Below are 15,804 nucleotides of genomic sequence, written 5' to 3' on the forward strand. Positions count from 1 at the left end.
CGCCTTGCTCTCGGGGGCCACGGAATCCTCGAGGTCGATGACCACGGCATCCGCCCCCGCCTCGCAGGCGGCGGCGAAGACATCCGGCCGGTCGGCGGGCACGAAGAGCGGAAAGCGCGGCGTCTCGGCGCCCGGATCGATCAGGCCCATACGGTCCTCCGCCCGCGCTGCCGCCGCGTCTGACATGTCGAGGATCGCGCGCGCATGGCCGGTCTCTCCCGTGCTCAGCCGGCCTGTGGGCCGCTGTTGCGCAGGATCTCTTCCTCGGTCCGCTGCCACAGCTCGAAGGCCATCGGATCGCTGCGCTCTTCGAGCAGATGCCCGACGAGACCGATCGAGCGCGCCATGACGCCGAAGCCGCGCACGATCTGCCATGGAAAGCCGAACTCGCAGCAGATCGCCCCGATCGCGCCGGTGGCGTTGATCGGCAGCGCCTTGCCGCGCGCCGCCTCCGCCTCGCGCTGGATCGCCTGCATCAGGGCCACGTAATCGCCCGACAGCCCGTTCTCGGCGGCGATCTCGAACAGGCGCGGCGTGCGCGGGTCCACCGGCTTGTGCAGCGGATGGCCCAGCCCCGGCACGATGGCCTTTCGCGCGGCATGATCGGCCACGACCTCGCGCGCGATCGCGTCGAGATCGGCGCCCTGCCCTTTCCGCTCGGCGGGCAGCGCCTCGTAGAGCATCCGCGCCGCGCCCTCCATCGAGCCCACGAAGACCGTGCCCAGCCCGTTCAGCCCCGCCGCCACGGCACCTTGAAGCGACTCCGGCGCGCCCATGTAGGTCAGCCGCGCCACCATGGCCGAAGGCGTGATGCCATGTTCGACCAGAGTGATGACGATGGCGTTGAAGACCTTTGATTCCTCGGGCGTCGGCTTGCGATGCGCGGTCAGCAGGAAGGCGAGATCGCCAAGGTTCATCTCGCCCAGTATCTCGCTGGGCAGGTCGAGCCCGCGCACGGTGATTTGGTCGGCGGTGCTCCAGCCGATGTCCGAGGTCAGGTGGTCCTTGCGCTTGGGCATGGGTGGTCCTTTCAGGTCAGGATGTCGGCCCCGGTGACGGCGCGCACGGCGTCGAGGCTGTTGCCGGGGGTCAGCTCGACGAGCCGGAAGCCTTGCGGCGTCACGTCGAGCACCGCGAGATCGGTGTAGACGCGGCGCACCACGCCGAGGCCGGTCAGCGGGTAGGTGCAGCGTTTGAGCAGCTTGGGGCTACCGTCGCGGTTGACGTGCCGCATCATCACGAGGATGGTCGGCACCCCGACCACGAGGTCCATCGCGCCGCCGACGGCGGGGGGAAACTTGTCGTCCAGTGTCGCCCAATTCGCCAGATCGCCGGTCTCGGCCACCTGGTAGGCCCCGAGCACGGCGATATCGATATGGCCGCCGCGCATCATCGCGAAGCTGTCGGCATGTTCGAAATAGGCCGCCCCCGGCGCGGGCGTGACATAGCGCTTGCTGGCGTCGATCAGCTCGACGTCCTCTTCGCCGGCGGGCGGCGTGGGGCCGACGCCAAGGATACCGTTCTCGGAGTGGTAGATCACCTCGCGTCCCTCGGGCACATGGGCCGAGACATGGGTGGGCTTGCCGATCCCGAGGTTGACGTAAGCGCCGTCGGGGATGTCGCGCGCGACGCGCGCGGCCAGTTCGGCATCGGTCAGCGACTTGAGCGACAGGACGGTCATGGGCGCACCCCGTATTCCACGACGCTCTGGACGAAGATGCCCGGCGTCACCACCCGTTCCGGATCGAGCGGCGCGCGCGACAGCTCGCGCACCTCGGCTACCGCGTGGCGCGAGGCCATGGCCATTACCGGGTTGAAATTGCGGGCCGTCGCATGGAAGCTCAGGTTGCCCCATGGATCGCCGCGCTCGGCGCGCAGCAGCGCGAAATCGGCATGCAGCGGCGCCTCGAGCACGTAGCCCTTGCCGTCGATCACCCTCGTCTCCTTGCCCTCGGCGAGAAGCGTGCCGTAGGCGGTGGGCGTCAGGAACCCGCCCAAGCCCGCGCCGGCGGCGCGGATGCGTTCGGCCAGCGTGCCCTGCGGGACGACCTCCAGCGCGATCTCTCCCGCCTCGTAGCGTTTCTCGAACCAGATCGAGCCCGGCGAGCGCGGATAGGAGCAGATCACTCGGGCCACCCTGCCCTCCTTCAGAAGCTTCGCGATGCCGGTCTCGCCCGCGCCCGCGTTGTTGGAGATCACCGTGAGACCGGTCGCGCCCTGCTCCAGCAGCGCGTCGATCAGCCCGAAGGGGATGCCCGATGAGCCGAAGCCGCCGATCATCACCGAAGCGCCATCGGTGATCGGGGCCACGGCTTCGGCCAGATCCGCCACGCTCTTGTCCATATGCGTCACTCCCGTCTTGGCGCGTCAGGTCTTCACGGCGCCCGCGCGCCGCTTGAGGCCGAAATTGATGGCGATCACCGCGGCGAGGATGCCCGCGCCCAGAAGGCTCGTCGTCAGCTCGGGAAACAGGATCAGCACGCCGCCCACGGCAAAGGCGATCCGGCTCGGCACGCCGATCCGGCCGATCCCGTAGATCCAGGCTTCGAAGGCGGCGGTGATCGCCCAGATCGCCACCAGCGTCAGCGTGACCCGCTCGAAGATCTGCGGCCATGTGCCGTCCATGATCAGCGCCGGGTCGTAGACGAAGATGAAGGGCAGCACGAAGAGCGGCATGCCGAGGCGCATCGCGTGAAAGCCGGTCTTCATCGGCTTGGATCCGGCGACATTGGCCGCCGTGATCGCGGCCAGCGCCACGGGCGGCGTGATGTAGGACAGCATGCCCCAGTAGAGGATGAACAGGTGGCTGGCGATCGGGTTGAGCCCGGCCTGCACCAGCGCGGGTGCGAGCAGGATCGACAGGAAGATGTAGCAGGCCGTCACCGTCATTCCCATGCCGAGCACGAAGCTCGTCACCGCGCCCGCGATCAGCATGAGCGCCGTGTTGCCGCCCGCATAGAGCAGCAGCTCGCGCGAGAAGGCCCCCGCCACACCGGTATAGGACAGCCCGCCCACGACGAGCCCGATGCCCGCCAGCACCGCCACGAGGCTCGCGATGTTGGCCGAGATGTCGAGCAGCAGCGCCTTGGCCCGCGCCCATGTCAGCCGCGTGTCCTTGTTGAAGGCGGTCGCCAGCAGCATCACCACCGAGGCGTAATAGGGCGAGCGCGCTTCCATCCGAAGCCCCATCAACACGAAGATCAGCACCGCGAGGCTCAGAAGATAAGGCCAGCCGGATTTCAGCACCGGCCAGAGCGGCGGCATCTCCTCGCGCGGCAGGCCCATCAGCCCGCGCCGCGCGGCGTACATGTCGACCTGCAACAGCAGCGCCACGTAGAACATCAGCGCCGGGATCACCGCGGCGATGACGATGGCCGAATACTGCACCCCGAGGAACGAAGCCATGACGAAGGCCACGGTGCCCATCACCGGCGGCATCAACGTGGCGCCCGTGGAGGCGCAGGCCTCGACCGCGGCGGCGTAATGCGCGGGATAGCCCACGCGCCGCATCGTCGGGATCGAGAAGGGCCCCGAGGTCAGGATGTTGGAGATCACGCTGCCCGAGAGCGAGCCCAGGATGCCCGAACCCAGCACCGCGACCTTGGCCGGGCCGCCGCGGCTGTGGCCGAGCAGGGCCGAGGCCAGCTCCATGAAGAAATCGCTGCCCTTGGTGGCGACCAGCACCGAGCCGAAGATCACGAAGCCGATCACCAGCTCGGCCACGACCTGCATCGGGATGCCGATGATGGATTCGACCCCCAGCACATGCGCCCTGACCGTGCCGACCAGCGAATACTCGGTGCCCCAGAGAAATCCGGGCATGAAATCGGCGTAGAGCGGGTAGCTGCCGAACAGCAGCGCCGTGACCAGAAGGATCGGCCCGCCAGAGCGGCGCACCCCTTCGAGCACCAGCAGGATCAGCACGAAGGCCATGACGTCGGCCATGAAGGGCGCGTCGTATTCCCATCCCTTCTGGATGATCTCCAGCCCGTGCAGCCCGAGCCAGCCGCCGCTGACGAGGGCGGCCACCGCGAGGATCGGATCGAGCCACCACAGCAGGCGCGGCTTGAACGGGGTCGCGGGCAAGGTCAGGAAGGCCAGCGCCAGGAAGATCCCGATGAGGTAGTAGAGATAGGCGTTGCCCAGCGGCTGGAACCCGAACAGGTTGAGCAGGAACTGCTGGTTGATCGCCATCGCGACGCCGACCGCGCCCAGCACCATGACGATCACCCGCGTCGTCCCCCGGAAGGGTGCGACCTCGCCGGTGCGAGCGGCCTGCTCAGTTGGCGCCAGCGCCTCGGTGGTATTGTCGGACTGCATGCTCTAATCCCGATCTCGGTGGGGCCTTACCCCGGCGCCGATGGCACCGGGGCAAGCCCTGTCCGCCGTGCCTCAGTTCAGGCCGGCCACGACTTCGGCGCGCCGTGCCATCCAGGCTTCGGCGAAGGCCTCCTCCTCGAGCTCGGCATTGGCGGGCTTGAACTCCTCCCAGGCCGCGAGCAGCGCATCGAGCCGGGCGACGCGCTTTTCGTTCCAGGCGGTGTCCTCCTCGGTCCAGACGCCTTTCTCCTCGAGGTAGCGGATGGCGCCCTCGTGGAACGGCACGTCGATCGCCGGGCGGCCCGATTTCTCCAGCGTCCAGCGCGGCATGGTGGCGGTGCCGTCCTTGTAGAGGTCGTAGGTCTCGTCGAGCGCCTTGATGAAGGCATAGACATCATCGGCCGACTTTTCGGAGGTGGTGGTGATCACCGGGTAGCGATAGGCCGCCATCTTGGCGGTCTCGCCCTCGGGCAGGCCGGCGGCGATATCCTCGTCCGATGGGCCCATGATCGGCAGGACCTTGGCCAGACCCTCCCAGCCAGAGGTGTTGTCGGCCTCGAGCGGCGCGTAGTGGATGCCGCGCGGGCTTTCGGCGAGTTCGTAGAGCTGGCTGGTGGTCGGCGTGGTGCAGGTCGCGTCGGATTCGTTGCGCGTCATCGACGACATCGCGGCGCCGTAGGTCGGGAAGGTGATGACCTCGACATCGTCGAGTGTCAGCCCGCCGAAGGCGAGGATCGCCTCGCATTTCACGTTGACCGAGGGGTTGCCCGCAACGAAGGCGATGCGCTTGCCGCGCGCGTCCTCGACCGTCTCGATCCCGGCGTCGCCCGCGGCGATCAGCGTGATGCCGGCGGGCCGCCCGGCCACGGCGCGCAGGTCGCGCGGGCCCCAGTCGGGGGTCGCGAAATCGAACGCGCCCTCGGCGACGAAGAAGGCCTCCGTGGCGAGGAAGGCGTAATCGGCACGCCCCTGCAACAGCGGCTGCAGACGGCCGATGCCGCTCCCCGAGGGCTGGATGCGCACGCGGGTGCCGAACTCCTTGCCAAAGGCGTCGGCGATGGCCGAGGCCTCGGCATAGCCGGCCGATCCCACGTCGTAGGAGGTCCAGACCATGGTCTGCGGCAGCTCCTGCGCCGAAGCGGAAAGGGCTCCCAGAGCCATGAGGCCACCCAACGCGGCTCCGTACTTGATCGCGGTCTTCATGCTATCCTCCCTGTGCGTGTCCAGCCGTCGCGGACCCGGTTTCAAACCGGCCCGGTTCCTGCGGCCCGCGCCTCCACGCAGGTCCCGCCGAAGCGACGGATATTCTCCCGGTTCGAGACTGGCGGGCTGACAGATATGATGCAAATGCATTATTAACATATCAGAGATACTAACGGGGCATGAATGGATCTGAAGCAGCTGCGCAATTTCGTCCATGTCGTCGAGTTCGGCGGCATCACCGCCGCGGCCGATCACCTTCGGCTCGCCCAGCCGGCGCTGAGCCGGCAGGTAAGGGCGCTTGAGGAGGAGCTGAGCGTCGCGCTGCTGCGCCGCCACGGGCGCGGCGTCATGCCCACCGAGGAGGGGTTGAGACTGGCCCGGCGCGCCAAGGCGATCCTCGAGGACATAGAAGACATGGCCGGGGACATCTCGGGCGCCAGCGCACCATTGTCGGGAACGGTGACGCTAGGCCTGCCGCCGACCGTGTCGGAGATCCTCGCCACCCACATGATCGAGCGGACCATGGCCTGCTACCCGCAGGTGAAGCTCAGGATCGTCTCTGGTTTCAGCGGTCATGTCCAGGATTGGCTGCTGCGCGGCAAGATCGATCTCGGGGTCGCCTACGAGGGGCAGAAATCGCCGCTCGTCAGGACGCAACCGATGATCATCGAACAGCTTTTCCTGATCCAGACGGCGCAGGCCGCGCATGGGCAGGACGGCGTGCCGATCCCGTTTTCCGAGGCGTTGGCGCAGCCGCTGATCCTTCCCAACCCCGAGCACGGGCTGCGTGGCCGGATCGAGGCGATCTCGCGTGACGAGCAGATCGATCTCGACGTGGTGCTCGAGATCGACATCCTGCCGACGATGCTCGCCTTCGTCGAGCGCGGGCTCGGCAGCACCATCCTGCCGCTGGTCAGCGTCATCAACCAGGTGCGCGACGGGCGGCTGATCGCCCGGCCCATCGTTCGGCGGGCCATCGACCGCACATTGGTGCTGATGTCGCCGCTGAACCGCCCCGGTTCGCGCCTGACCACCAGCTTTGCGGAGTTCCTCAAGGCGGAGGTCCACGCGATGGTGGGCAGCGGCGAATGGCCGGGCACCACGCTTTGAGGTCACAGGGATGCCGCCCCGGCATGGCCGGTCGCCGCGCCATGCGATGCGTCGCGCGCCCGGATCAGATCCAGCCGCTCAACATCAGCGTCGTCAGCAACAGCATCCAGACGGACAGGATCGCCGCGCAATAGGGGCCGTTCCAGACGAGGCCGATGACATGGCTGCCCCGCCCGACGATCGAGGCCGCGATCACCAGCGTCGTGATGAAGGGCGACAGGCCGATCACCGCCGTCCAGCCGCCGGTGATCGCGAGCGCGATGGCGGTGTCGCTCAGCCCCGGCACCGCGAGCTGCGAGGCCAGCGTGCCGAAGACCGAAGCCGAGACGATCGGGTTCACCCCGACCAGCGCCATGCCCACGACCCCGAGGCTCAGCCCCAGCGCAAGCGCGACCGGCCCGAGCCCGAGCGCCAGCACCCCGACGCGCAGAGGCTCGGTCGGCAGGATCTCCAGCAGCACCACCGGCAGGAAGCCCGCGGCGGCGAAGACGCCCACCTCCGCGCCCAGATCCGACAGCCGCGCCCATACCGCCCGCCCGGCGGCACCGACCCCCGCCGTCGCGCCGCCCATGGTGCGGTGACCCGTCACCGCCGCCCAGACGAGCGCATAGCCCGGCACCGCGAAGATCAGCGCCTGCTGGAACCCGAGCGGCGTCAGCGCCTCGCCCGCGAACACCGCCGCGCCAAGTGCGAGCACATGCCCCACAAGCGTCACAGCGCCGCGCCAGCTGCCCGGCGGCGGGCTTGGGCGGGGCAGGCCCAGACGCTGGAAGCGGCGTCCTTCGAGGCGATCGAAGCCCCAGCCGATGGCGACGAAGACGAAGGACATCGCAAAACCGATCGGGCCGAAATCCATGTAGGACAGGCCCGGCAGCGAGATCAGCAGCGCATTGGTCGCAAAGCCGAAGGGGGACCACAGCGAGATCATCGAAAAGCCCCGGATCACCGCCATGCTCATGCGCCTCAGCCGCGCCTCGCGCGCCGGGGCGGGCAGCCGGGTGGCGCTGTCATCGGACATCGAACGGCGCGCGAGATCGAGCAGCAGCGCCAGCCCGCCGAAATTGATCAGCACGCCGAAGAGATGGCCGCCGAGCGTCATCGACAGATAGCGGTGCGACGCCGGCTGGTTGGTGAGAAAGAGCCCCGCCTGTCGCACCTCGGGCGCGATCGCGGCGGCCGAGCGCAGCGTGCCCAGCATCGCGATGAGGGCTGCGAGAAACAGCATGCGCTCCATCGCCTGCCACAGCGTCGAGACCGCCACGCCGCGCCAGAGCGCCAGGGCCAGCGCCCCGCCGCACAGCAGCAGGGGCACCCATGTGCCGATCCGGAACTGGCGCCAGCCGAGCACGAGGAACAGCATCAGCGCCGCCGTGGCGAGCAGCGTCAGCGCCCGCGACTCCACGACGATCAGCAGCAGCGTCGAGAGCATGACGACCGCCATCGCCCCCCGCCGCGCCGTTGCCGCGAAAGTGGCGCTGCCGGGATGTAGGGAGGCGGCCTTCGCGTTCAGCATACGGGCGATTGCAGTCGTATTTCTTCGGCGCGCGCCGGGCCGTTAGCCTGCTCGCCTGCGAGCCATCCCACGCTGCGCCATGCGCGGCCCGGTTCGGTCCGCGCGTCCTGCTCGTTGGACCAGGCATCCCGTGCGGGCGTGTCGCAGGACATGGGCTCGAGCATCGTCACTGTGATAGGAGGCGGTTCGAACACATCGCCATTCACGCCATTCGGCACTGGCGGTCCCCCTCGGATCCTGATCCTCGCGTTCTTGCGGTAGCAGATATGTTCTATATGGTAAATATTATTCTTCATGGGGAATAGCGTGACAGACGACACCGGACAAAAGCTCGTGCCAGCCGTGCAGAACGCAGTGACGCTCATGCGCAGGCTCGCCGCGCATGGCCGCCCCATGGGGGCCACGCAGATCGCGCGGGAAACCGGGCTCAACGTCTCGTCGGCCTTCAATATCCTGCGCACGCTGAGCCACGAGGGGCTCTTGAGCTTCGATCCCGAAACCAAGACCTACCGGATCGGCATGGGGCTGATGGAGTTCGCGACGCCGCTTCTCGGGGCCAACCCTTCGGACGTGATCCGGCCCAGCCTGACCGCGATCGCGCAGGAGCATGGGGTGATGATCGCGCTGTGGCAGATCACCGAACATGGGCGGATCGTCCTGACCGACCGCTTCACCGCGCCGAACATCCTGCACGCGGTGCTGGCGCGCAACAGCCGGCTGCCGGCCTTTTCGGGCGCGATCGGGCGCTGCTACGCGGCGACGATGGGGTATGACGAGGCCCGGACGCGCAAGGGCTTCGAGACGGTGCGCTGGCAGGACGCGCCGAGCTTCGAGAGCTATTGGCGCGACGTGCAGACCGCGCGCGAGACCGGCACTGCCAGCGATCGAGGCCAGCTCTATCGCGGGCTCGACATCGTGGCCTCTCTGGCCTGCGACGCAAAGGGATCGCCCCGTCTTGGAATGAGCAGCATCACCATCGCGGGCCAGCAGACCGAAAAGGATCTCGCCCGTGTCGCAGGCGCGCTGGCCGAGGCCGCGATCCAGATCGAACGCTGTCTTTTCAGCCGACCGGCCGAGACATCGAACACGTGATGACGGCAAAGGGGGCATGCCCGAAATGCCCCCCTGACAGAGCGCCCTGCCAGCGTCCGGTGCGGCGCTGCACGAAGGCGGGACACGATACGAGCGTGCCAGCCCCTGACCATTCCGCCGATCACTCATGCCATTCCGGCATTTCTGAAAGTCCAACCAGATATTTGCCATATGGGTCGTCCGATCCGATGATGGGATCATGCGGGGTGTCCTGCATCGAACGATCCCGGAGGACGAGCACGTGTACGATTCCAGCACAGACGAGTTTCAGGACATCCGCGACGCCGTGCGCGCGCTCTGCGCCGAGTTTCCCGACGCCTATCACCGCGAGATCGACGAGGCGCGCGGCTACCCGGAGGCCTTTGTCGAGGCGCTGACGCGGGCGGGCTGGATGGCGGCGCTGATTCCCGAGGAATACGGCGGCTCGGGGCTGGGGTTGATGGAAGCTTCGGTGATCATGGAGGAGATCAACCGCGCGGGCGGCAATTCGGGCGCCTGTCACGGCCAGATGTACAACATGAACACGCTGGTCCGGCACGGCTCGGAGGAACAGCGGCAGAAATACCTGCCCAAGATCGCCAGCGGCGAGCTGCGCCTGCAATCCATGGGCGTGACCGAACCCACCACCGGCACCGACACCACCAAGATCAAGACCACCGCCGTCAAACAGGGCGACCGCTATGTCATCAACGGCCAGAAGGTCTGGATCAGCCGGGTGCAGCATTCGGACCTGATGATCCTTCTGGCGCGCACCACGCCCTTGTCGGAGGTGAAGAAGAAGTCCGAAGGACTGTCGATCTTCCTCGTCGACATCAAGGCGGCGATGAAGAACGGCATGACCGTCAAGCCGATCCTCAACATGGTCAATCACGAGACCAACGAGCTGTTCTTCGACAACCTCGAAATCCCCGAGGAGAACCTGATCGGCGAGGAGGGCAAGGGCTTCAAGTACATCCTGACCGGGCTCAACGCCGAGCGCACGCTGATCGCGGCCGAATGCATCGGTGACGGCTACTGGTTCACCGACCGGGTGGTGAAATACGTCTCCGAGCGCGAAGTCTTCGGCCGCCCGATCGGCCAGAACCAGGGCGTGCAGTTTCCCATTGCCGAGGCCTATATCGAGATCGAGGCCGCCAACCTGATGCGGCAAAAGGCCTGTCGGCTGTTCGATGCGGGCGAGCCCTGCGGCGCGGAGGCCAACATGGCCAAATATCTCGCCGCCAAGGCCTCGTGGGAGGCCGCCAATGCCTGCCTGCAGTTCCACGGCGGCTTCGGCTTTGCCGCCGAATACGACGTGGAGCGCAAGTTCCGCGAAACCCGGCTCTACCAGGTGGCGCCGATCTCCACCAACCTGATCCTGTCTTATGTCGCCGAGCACGTGCTCGGCCTGCCGAGGTCGTTCTGATGGCGGCGCACTGCCCGCTCGAAGGGCTCAGGGTCGTGGCCATCGAACAGGCCGTGGCCGCGCCCTTCGCCACCGCGCGGCTTGCCGATGCGGGCGCCGAGGTGATCAAGATCGAGCGGCCCGAGGGCGATTTCGCCCGTGGCTACGACGATGTGGCGGCGGGCCAGTCGAGCTATTTCGTCTGGCTCAACCGCGGCAAGCGCTCGGTCACGCTCGACCTGGCCTCCGAGGCGGGCAAGGCCGAGCTGGCGCGCCTTCTCGACGGTGCGGACGTGCTGGTGCAGAACCTTCGGCGCGGCGCGCTGGCCCGGCTCGGTTTTGCGCCCGAGCGGCTGCGCGAGACGCACCCCCGGCTCATCACCTGCTCGATCACCGGCTACGGCGAGGATGGCCCGATGGCCGACCGCAAAGCCTATGACCTGCTGATCCAGGCCGAATCCGGGCTCTGCTCGATCACCGGCGGCCCGGAGGAGCCGGCCCGTGTCGGCATCTCGGTCGTCGACATCGCGACCGGCGCCACCGCCCATGCCGCGATCCTCGAGGCGCTGATCGGACGCGGCATCACCGGGCACGGCGTCGATATCGCCATTTCCATGTTCGACGTCATGGCCGACTGGCTCACCGTGCCGCTGCTGAACCACGAAGGCGGCAGGACGCCGCGCCGCGCCGGCCTCGCCCATCCCTCGATCGCCCCCTACGGCGTGTTCACCACCGCCGACGACCGCTCGATCCTGATCTCGATCCAGAGCGACCGCGAATGGCGCAAGCTCGCGCGCGATTTTCTCGATGACGAGGCTTTCGGCACCGATCCCGATTTCGCCACCAACCTCACCCGTGTCGCCAACCGCGCCCGCACCGACACCGTCGTCGCCGCCGCCTTCGCGCGGCGCACGGCGCAAGAGGCGATCGCCGCGCTGACCCATGCCGACGTGGCGCTGGCCGAGGTGAACGACATGGCGGGGCTGTCCGAGCATCCGCACCTGCGGCGGATGACCGTCGAGACGCCGAACGGCCCGGTGGCCTACCCCGCGCCCGCGCCACTGTTCGACGGTGCCATGCGCGCGCCCGGCGCGGTGCCGGGCCTGACCCCGAAGGAGGGCTAGCATGGATATCGACATCGACCATCTGCGCGGCTGGATCGGCCGCGAGGAGGTGCATGCCGAGCCGCTGACCGGCGCCCTGGTCGGGCGCTTCAACGCCACTTTCGATCGGACCTCGTCGCTCGACGACGGGGCGGAGGCGCCGCCGATGATCCATCTGTGCCTCGGCCAGCCCACGGCGCCGACCACCGAGCTTGGCCCCGACGGGCATCCGGCGCGGGGCGGCTTTCTGCCGCCCGTCCCCCTGCCCCGGCGCATGTGGGCCGCGGGCGCGCTCGAATTCCACGCGCCTTTGCGCATCGGCGAGACGGTGCGCCGCCGCTCGGTGATCGAGGATGTCGTGCTCAAGGAGGGCCGCAGCGGACCCTTGTGCTTCGTCACCGTCACCCACCACGTCGAAAGCGGCAACCGGCGGGCGCTGACCGAGCGGCAGGACATCGTCTACCGAATGGCGCAGGCGACGGCGCCCGGGACGCCGAGCGCGCCCCCTGCCCCAGAAGGACGCAGCCGCCGATCCGTCGCGGCCACGCCGACCCTGCTGTTTCGCTACTCCGCGCTGACGTTCAACGGCCATCGCATCCACTACGACAGGAGCTACACGCGCGACGAGGAAGGGTATCCCGGCCTCGTCGTGCATGGCCCGATGCAGGCGACGATGCTGTTGCAACTGGCGCAGGAGGTCCGTGGCACGCCGCCCGCGCGGTTCGATTTCCGCAGCCTCTCGCCCTTGTTCGACACCCATGACTTCACCCTGAACGCCGAGGAGGAGGCCGATGCGCTGCGCCTCTGGACCGCGCGCGACGCCGGTCCCGTGGCGATGGAGGCCCGTGCCCGATGGTAGATGTCTCGACGATCCGAACCTTGCTGTTCGTGCCCGCCAGCCGGCCCGAGCGCTTCGCCAAGGCGGCGGCATCCGGGGCCGACGCGGTGATCCTCGATCTCGAGGACGCGGTGGCGCGCGAGGACAAGGAAACGGCCCGTACAGCACTCGATACGCGCTTCACCCAAGCGCCGGTGATCGTGCGCGTCAATGCCATCGGGACCAAGTGGCACGACGCCGATCTCGCTGCGGTCCGCGCCCTTGGTGCCGCGGCGGTCATGTTGCCGAAAGCCGAAACGCCCGAAACCTTGGCAGCCGCTCATCGGCAGCTCGGCGAGCAAATGCCGATCCTGGCGCTGATCGAGACCGCGCGCGGCCTTGCCAACGCGCGGGCCATCGCCGCGACGGAAGGCGTCGCCCGGCTCGTCTTCGGATCGATCGACTACTGCGCCGATCTGGGCTGTGCGCATCTGCGCGACATATTGCAGCCCGCCCGGGCCGAACTGGTGCTGGCGTCACGTCTGGCGGGCATTGCCGCGCCGGTGGACGGCGTGACGACCGACCTGTCGGACCCCGAGATCACCCGTCACGATGCGAGCCACGCGCGCGACCACGGCATGACGGGCAAGCTGTGCATCCACCCAAGGCAGGTCGCGGCAACGGCTGCCGCATTCCTGCCGAGCGAAGCCGAGCGCGACTGGGCACGCCGCGTGCTGGCCACGGGCGACGGCGCGGTCGCGGTCGATGGCGCGATGGTCGACGAGCCGGTGCGCATCCGCGCCCGGGCCATTCTCGCTGCGGGCGAACCTTCGTAGGGGATCGGGCCGCGCGGAAACCAAAGGCCTGCCCGGACAGGAGCAGGCCTCTCTCGCATCGGCTGCCATAGCGGTCATGTGCCGGTTGCCCCGGTCGGGATCACCGCCCCCGGAACACGGGCCTGCGCTTTTCGGCAAAGGCCGCCCGACCCTCCGCCGCGTCGTCGCTATTTAGCAGCATGGGCTGCAGCGTCGCTTCGTATTCGAGGGCCGCGGCCAGATCCCGCGCATACCAGTCGAGGATGAACTGACGCGGCATGGCGGCACCTTCGGCCTCCTTCAGCGCCATCTCGCCCGCCACCCGGGCCGCCGCTCCGGGGTCGGTCAGCGCATCGACGATCCCCAGATCCAGCGCCTCCGGGGCCTCGACAATGCGGTTGCTCAATAGCAGGTTTCGCGCCCGGGCCGGGCCGATCCGGGCGGGCAGCGTGCTCAGCAGGCCCATGTCGGGCATCAGCGCGATCTTGGTGAACCCCGCGACGAAGCGCGCCTCGCGCGAAGCGACGACCGTTGGACAGGCCAGCGCGAGCGCAAAGCCGCCCCCCGCCGCCCAGCCTTCGACCGCGGCGACGAGGGGCTTGGGGAACCGCGCCATCCGGGTCACCATGTCGGCAATGACCGCAAAGCGTTCGCGATGCGCACCAAGGCTGCGCTCGCCCTGATCGCGGATATCGCCCCCGGCCGAGAAATTGCCCCCTGCGCCGGTCAGGACGACCGCGCGCACGCCATCATCGGTGGCGGCCTCGCCGAGGGCTGCGCAGATCTCGGCCCGCTTGTGATGCGCGATCGGGTTGCGCCGGTCTGGCTCGTTCAGGGTGATGCTGCGCAGCCCGTCGCTGTCGGTCTCGATGTCGATGCTCATGATGCCTGCCTGTGTTTGAACAGCCCGTTGTCGATGGCGATGGCGTCGCGTTCCAGCACGCGGGTCCGGAACGAGCCGTCGTCCCAGATCTCAGTCCGCAGCGTTTCGCCCGGATAGACCGCCGCGGTGAAGCGCGCGTCCATCGCGCCGAAGCGCGCGGCGTCGTAGTCGCACATCACCGCCAGCAGCCCATGCGCGGCAAAGCCGAAGGTGCACAACCCGTGAAGGATCGGACGCTCGAAGCCCGAGCGGGCCGCGACGCGCGGATCGAGATGCAGCGGGTTGGGATCGGCGTTCCAGCGGTAGGAGAGCGCCTGCTCGGGCCGGGTGGGTGTGTCGAACACATGATCCGGCGCGGTCTCGGGCAGGCCATGGGCGGGCTTCACCGGGCCCGACGGGCCGCCGAAACCTCCGTCGCCGCGCAGGAAGGTCGTGCCCCGGCAGGTGGCAAGGTGGTCGCCGCTTTCGGCCTCGCGGATCTGTTTCTCGTAGTAGAGCAGCGCGCCGCGCCCCTCGCCCTTGTCCACGAGCCCGGTGACACGGGTCTTGGCGATGATGGTGGCCTCGGCGGGCATCGGCTTGTGGAGGGTCATGCCCTGTTCGCCATGCACCAGCCTGAGCGCGTCGACCCCTGTTTCGGGGTTTGCGAGCCAGAAGCCGGGATGGCCGAGCACGTTGACGATTGCGGGCATGACCCGGATGTCATCGGCCAGCGCCCCGACATAAGCCAGCTGGCGCATGTCCATCGGGTCCTGCCCGAGGCCCACCGTCAGCCCGAAGCGCGCCACCTCGGCTGCGCCATAGCTCTGCCGCACCTCGGGAATGTCGAAACTCATCAGGTGGTCGTGATCAATGGCCATCAGCGCGCGCCTCCTCTGCCGCAAGCTCTATGACCGCGTCCAACGCATAGGCCCCCTGCCCCGCCGGCATCGCGAGAACCGGGTTGAGGTCGATCGAGGCAAGCCGATCGCCCGCGGCGGCAGCGAAGAGCGACAGCTTCGACAGCATCTCGGCCAGCGCCTCGATATCCACGGGCGCGGTGCCACGCGCGCCCTGAAGGATCGCCGCGCCTCGGATCGACAGGATCATCTCCCGTGCCGTGGCAGCATCGAAGGGACAGGCGCGCAGCGCCACGTCGCCCAGAAGCTCCACGAAGATACCGCCGAGCCCGAAGACCGCCATCGGCCCGAAGGTCGGGTCCCGGTTGATCCCCATCAGGCATTCGACCCCGCCCGAAAGCTGTTTCGCCACGAGCACGCCGGTCACGGCGGCCTCGGAGGCGTGTCGCCGCGCGGCCTCCAGGATCTCGGCATGGGCCGCACGCACCGCCTGCGCATCGCCGAGTCCGAGCTTCACCGCGCCGATGTCCGACTTGTGCAGGATATCGGGCGACAGGATTTTCATCACGACAGGATAGCCGAAGCCCTCGGCGGCAAGGATCGCGGCATCCACGCTCTGCACCACCTGTTCGGGCGCGGCAGCAATGCCTGCCTCGGCCAGCAGCAGCTTGGCCTCTGCCTCGTCGATGCCCTTGCCGGGCAAGGTCACGGGCTCGGGCGCGGGC

At 68.3% G+C, this 15,804-nt stretch carries 16 protein-coding genes; 6 read left to right on the forward strand and 10 right to left on the reverse strand.

Features of this window, described 5'->3' with window-relative positions; genetic code table 11:
- From NHG85_RS19660 to NHG85_RS04635, 6 genes are all read right to left on the reverse strand, one after another.
- A partial coding sequence (locus NHG85_RS19660) for an aldolase/citrate lyase family protein (protein ID WP_370362972.1) occupies positions 1-186 on the reverse strand: 186 nt, incomplete at its 3' end.
- Positions 187-224: 38 nt separating this feature from the next.
- Complete coding sequence (locus NHG85_RS04615) at positions 225-1,019, reverse strand: citryl-CoA lyase (RefSeq protein ID WP_253330265.1); 795 nt, start codon at positions 1,017-1,019, stop codon at positions 225-227.
- Between the two features lie 11 nt (positions 1,020-1,030).
- Positions 1,031-1,681: a 3-oxoacid CoA-transferase subunit B gene (locus NHG85_RS04620; RefSeq protein WP_305884593.1), complete on the reverse strand. Its 651-nt coding sequence runs from the start codon at positions 1,679-1,681 to the stop codon at positions 1,031-1,033.
- On the reverse strand, positions 1,678-2,343 hold the full coding sequence (locus NHG85_RS04625; protein WP_253330267.1) for a 3-oxoacid CoA-transferase subunit A: 666 nt from the start codon (positions 2,341-2,343) through the stop codon (positions 1,678-1,680). The genes NHG85_RS04620 and NHG85_RS04625 overlap by 4 nt, the downstream gene beginning before the upstream one ends.
- Positions 2,344-2,367: 24 nt before the next feature.
- Positions 2,368-4,320, reverse strand: a complete 1,953-nt coding sequence (locus NHG85_RS04630) for a TRAP transporter permease (RefSeq protein ID WP_253330268.1) — start codon at positions 4,318-4,320, stop codon at positions 2,368-2,370.
- 72 nt (positions 4,321-4,392) lie between these two features.
- Entirely contained in the window at positions 4,393-5,523 is a 1,131-nt protein-coding gene (locus NHG85_RS04635) for a TAXI family TRAP transporter solute-binding subunit (RefSeq protein WP_253330270.1), read from the reverse strand.
- Between the two features lie 183 nt (positions 5,524-5,706).
- On the opposite strand from NHG85_RS04635, the gene NHG85_RS04640 reads away from it, so the two are divergent.
- Positions 5,707-6,633, forward strand: coding sequence for a LysR family transcriptional regulator (locus NHG85_RS04640; protein ID WP_253330272.1), 927 nt, complete (start codon positions 5,707-5,709; stop codon positions 6,631-6,633).
- 64 nt (positions 6,634-6,697) lie between these two features.
- Here NHG85_RS04640 and NHG85_RS04645 read toward each other — a convergent pair whose 3' ends face one another.
- Complete coding sequence (locus NHG85_RS04645; RefSeq protein WP_253330274.1) at positions 6,698-8,074, reverse strand: hypothetical protein; 1,377 nt, start codon at positions 8,072-8,074, stop codon at positions 6,698-6,700.
- Positions 8,075-8,452: 378 nt separating this feature from the next.
- Here NHG85_RS04645 and NHG85_RS04650 point away from each other — a divergent pair, with 378 nt between their 5' ends.
- From NHG85_RS04650 to NHG85_RS04670, 5 genes are all read left to right on the forward strand, one after another.
- Positions 8,453-9,238 carry an IclR family transcriptional regulator gene (locus tag NHG85_RS04650; RefSeq protein ID WP_253330276.1) on the forward strand — a complete coding sequence of 262 codons (786 nt, stop codon included), beginning with the start codon at positions 8,453-8,455 and terminating at the stop codon, positions 9,236-9,238.
- A 241-nt stretch (positions 9,239-9,479) separates the two neighbouring features.
- Positions 9,480-10,643, forward strand: a complete 1,164-nt coding sequence (locus NHG85_RS04655) for an acyl-CoA dehydrogenase family protein (protein ID WP_253330278.1) — start codon at positions 9,480-9,482, stop codon at positions 10,641-10,643.
- Complete coding sequence (locus NHG85_RS04660; RefSeq protein ID WP_253330280.1) at positions 10,643-11,746, forward strand: CaiB/BaiF CoA transferase family protein; 1,104 nt, start codon at positions 10,643-10,645, stop codon at positions 11,744-11,746. Before NHG85_RS04655 ends, NHG85_RS04660 begins: the two co-directional genes overlap by 1 nt.
- A 1-nt stretch (position 11,747) precedes the next feature.
- Complete coding sequence (locus tag NHG85_RS04665) at positions 11,748-12,584, forward strand: HTD2 family dehydratase (protein WP_253330281.1); 837 nt, start codon at positions 11,748-11,750, stop codon at positions 12,582-12,584.
- Positions 12,578-13,378 carry an HpcH/HpaI aldolase/citrate lyase family protein gene (locus NHG85_RS04670; protein WP_253330282.1) on the forward strand — a complete coding sequence of 267 codons (801 nt, stop codon included), beginning with the start codon at positions 12,578-12,580 and terminating at the stop codon, positions 13,376-13,378. The genes NHG85_RS04665 and NHG85_RS04670 overlap by 7 nt, the downstream gene beginning before the upstream one ends.
- Before the next feature lie 100 nt (positions 13,379-13,478).
- On the opposite strand, the gene NHG85_RS04675 is transcribed toward NHG85_RS04670, so the two are convergent.
- From NHG85_RS04675 to NHG85_RS04685, 3 genes are all read right to left on the reverse strand, one after another.
- Positions 13,479-14,240 carry an enoyl-CoA hydratase/isomerase family protein gene (locus NHG85_RS04675; RefSeq protein ID WP_253330283.1) on the reverse strand — a complete coding sequence of 254 codons (762 nt, stop codon included), beginning with the start codon at positions 14,238-14,240 and terminating at the stop codon, positions 13,479-13,481.
- Complete coding sequence (locus NHG85_RS04680; protein ID WP_253330284.1) at positions 14,237-15,100, reverse strand: MaoC/PaaZ C-terminal domain-containing protein; 864 nt, start codon at positions 15,098-15,100, stop codon at positions 14,237-14,239. Before NHG85_RS04680 ends, NHG85_RS04675 begins: the two co-directional genes overlap by 4 nt.
- The coding region (locus NHG85_RS04685; RefSeq protein ID WP_253330285.1) for an acetate--CoA ligase family protein at positions 15,090-15,804 on the reverse strand (715 nt) is incomplete at its 5' end. The genes NHG85_RS04680 and NHG85_RS04685, both read right to left, overlap by 11 nt.

The sequence above is a fragment of the Limimaricola litoreus genome, from assembly GCF_024159025.1.
GTDB classification, from domain to species: Bacteria; Pseudomonadota; Alphaproteobacteria; order Rhodobacterales; family Rhodobacteraceae; genus Limimaricola; species Limimaricola litoreus.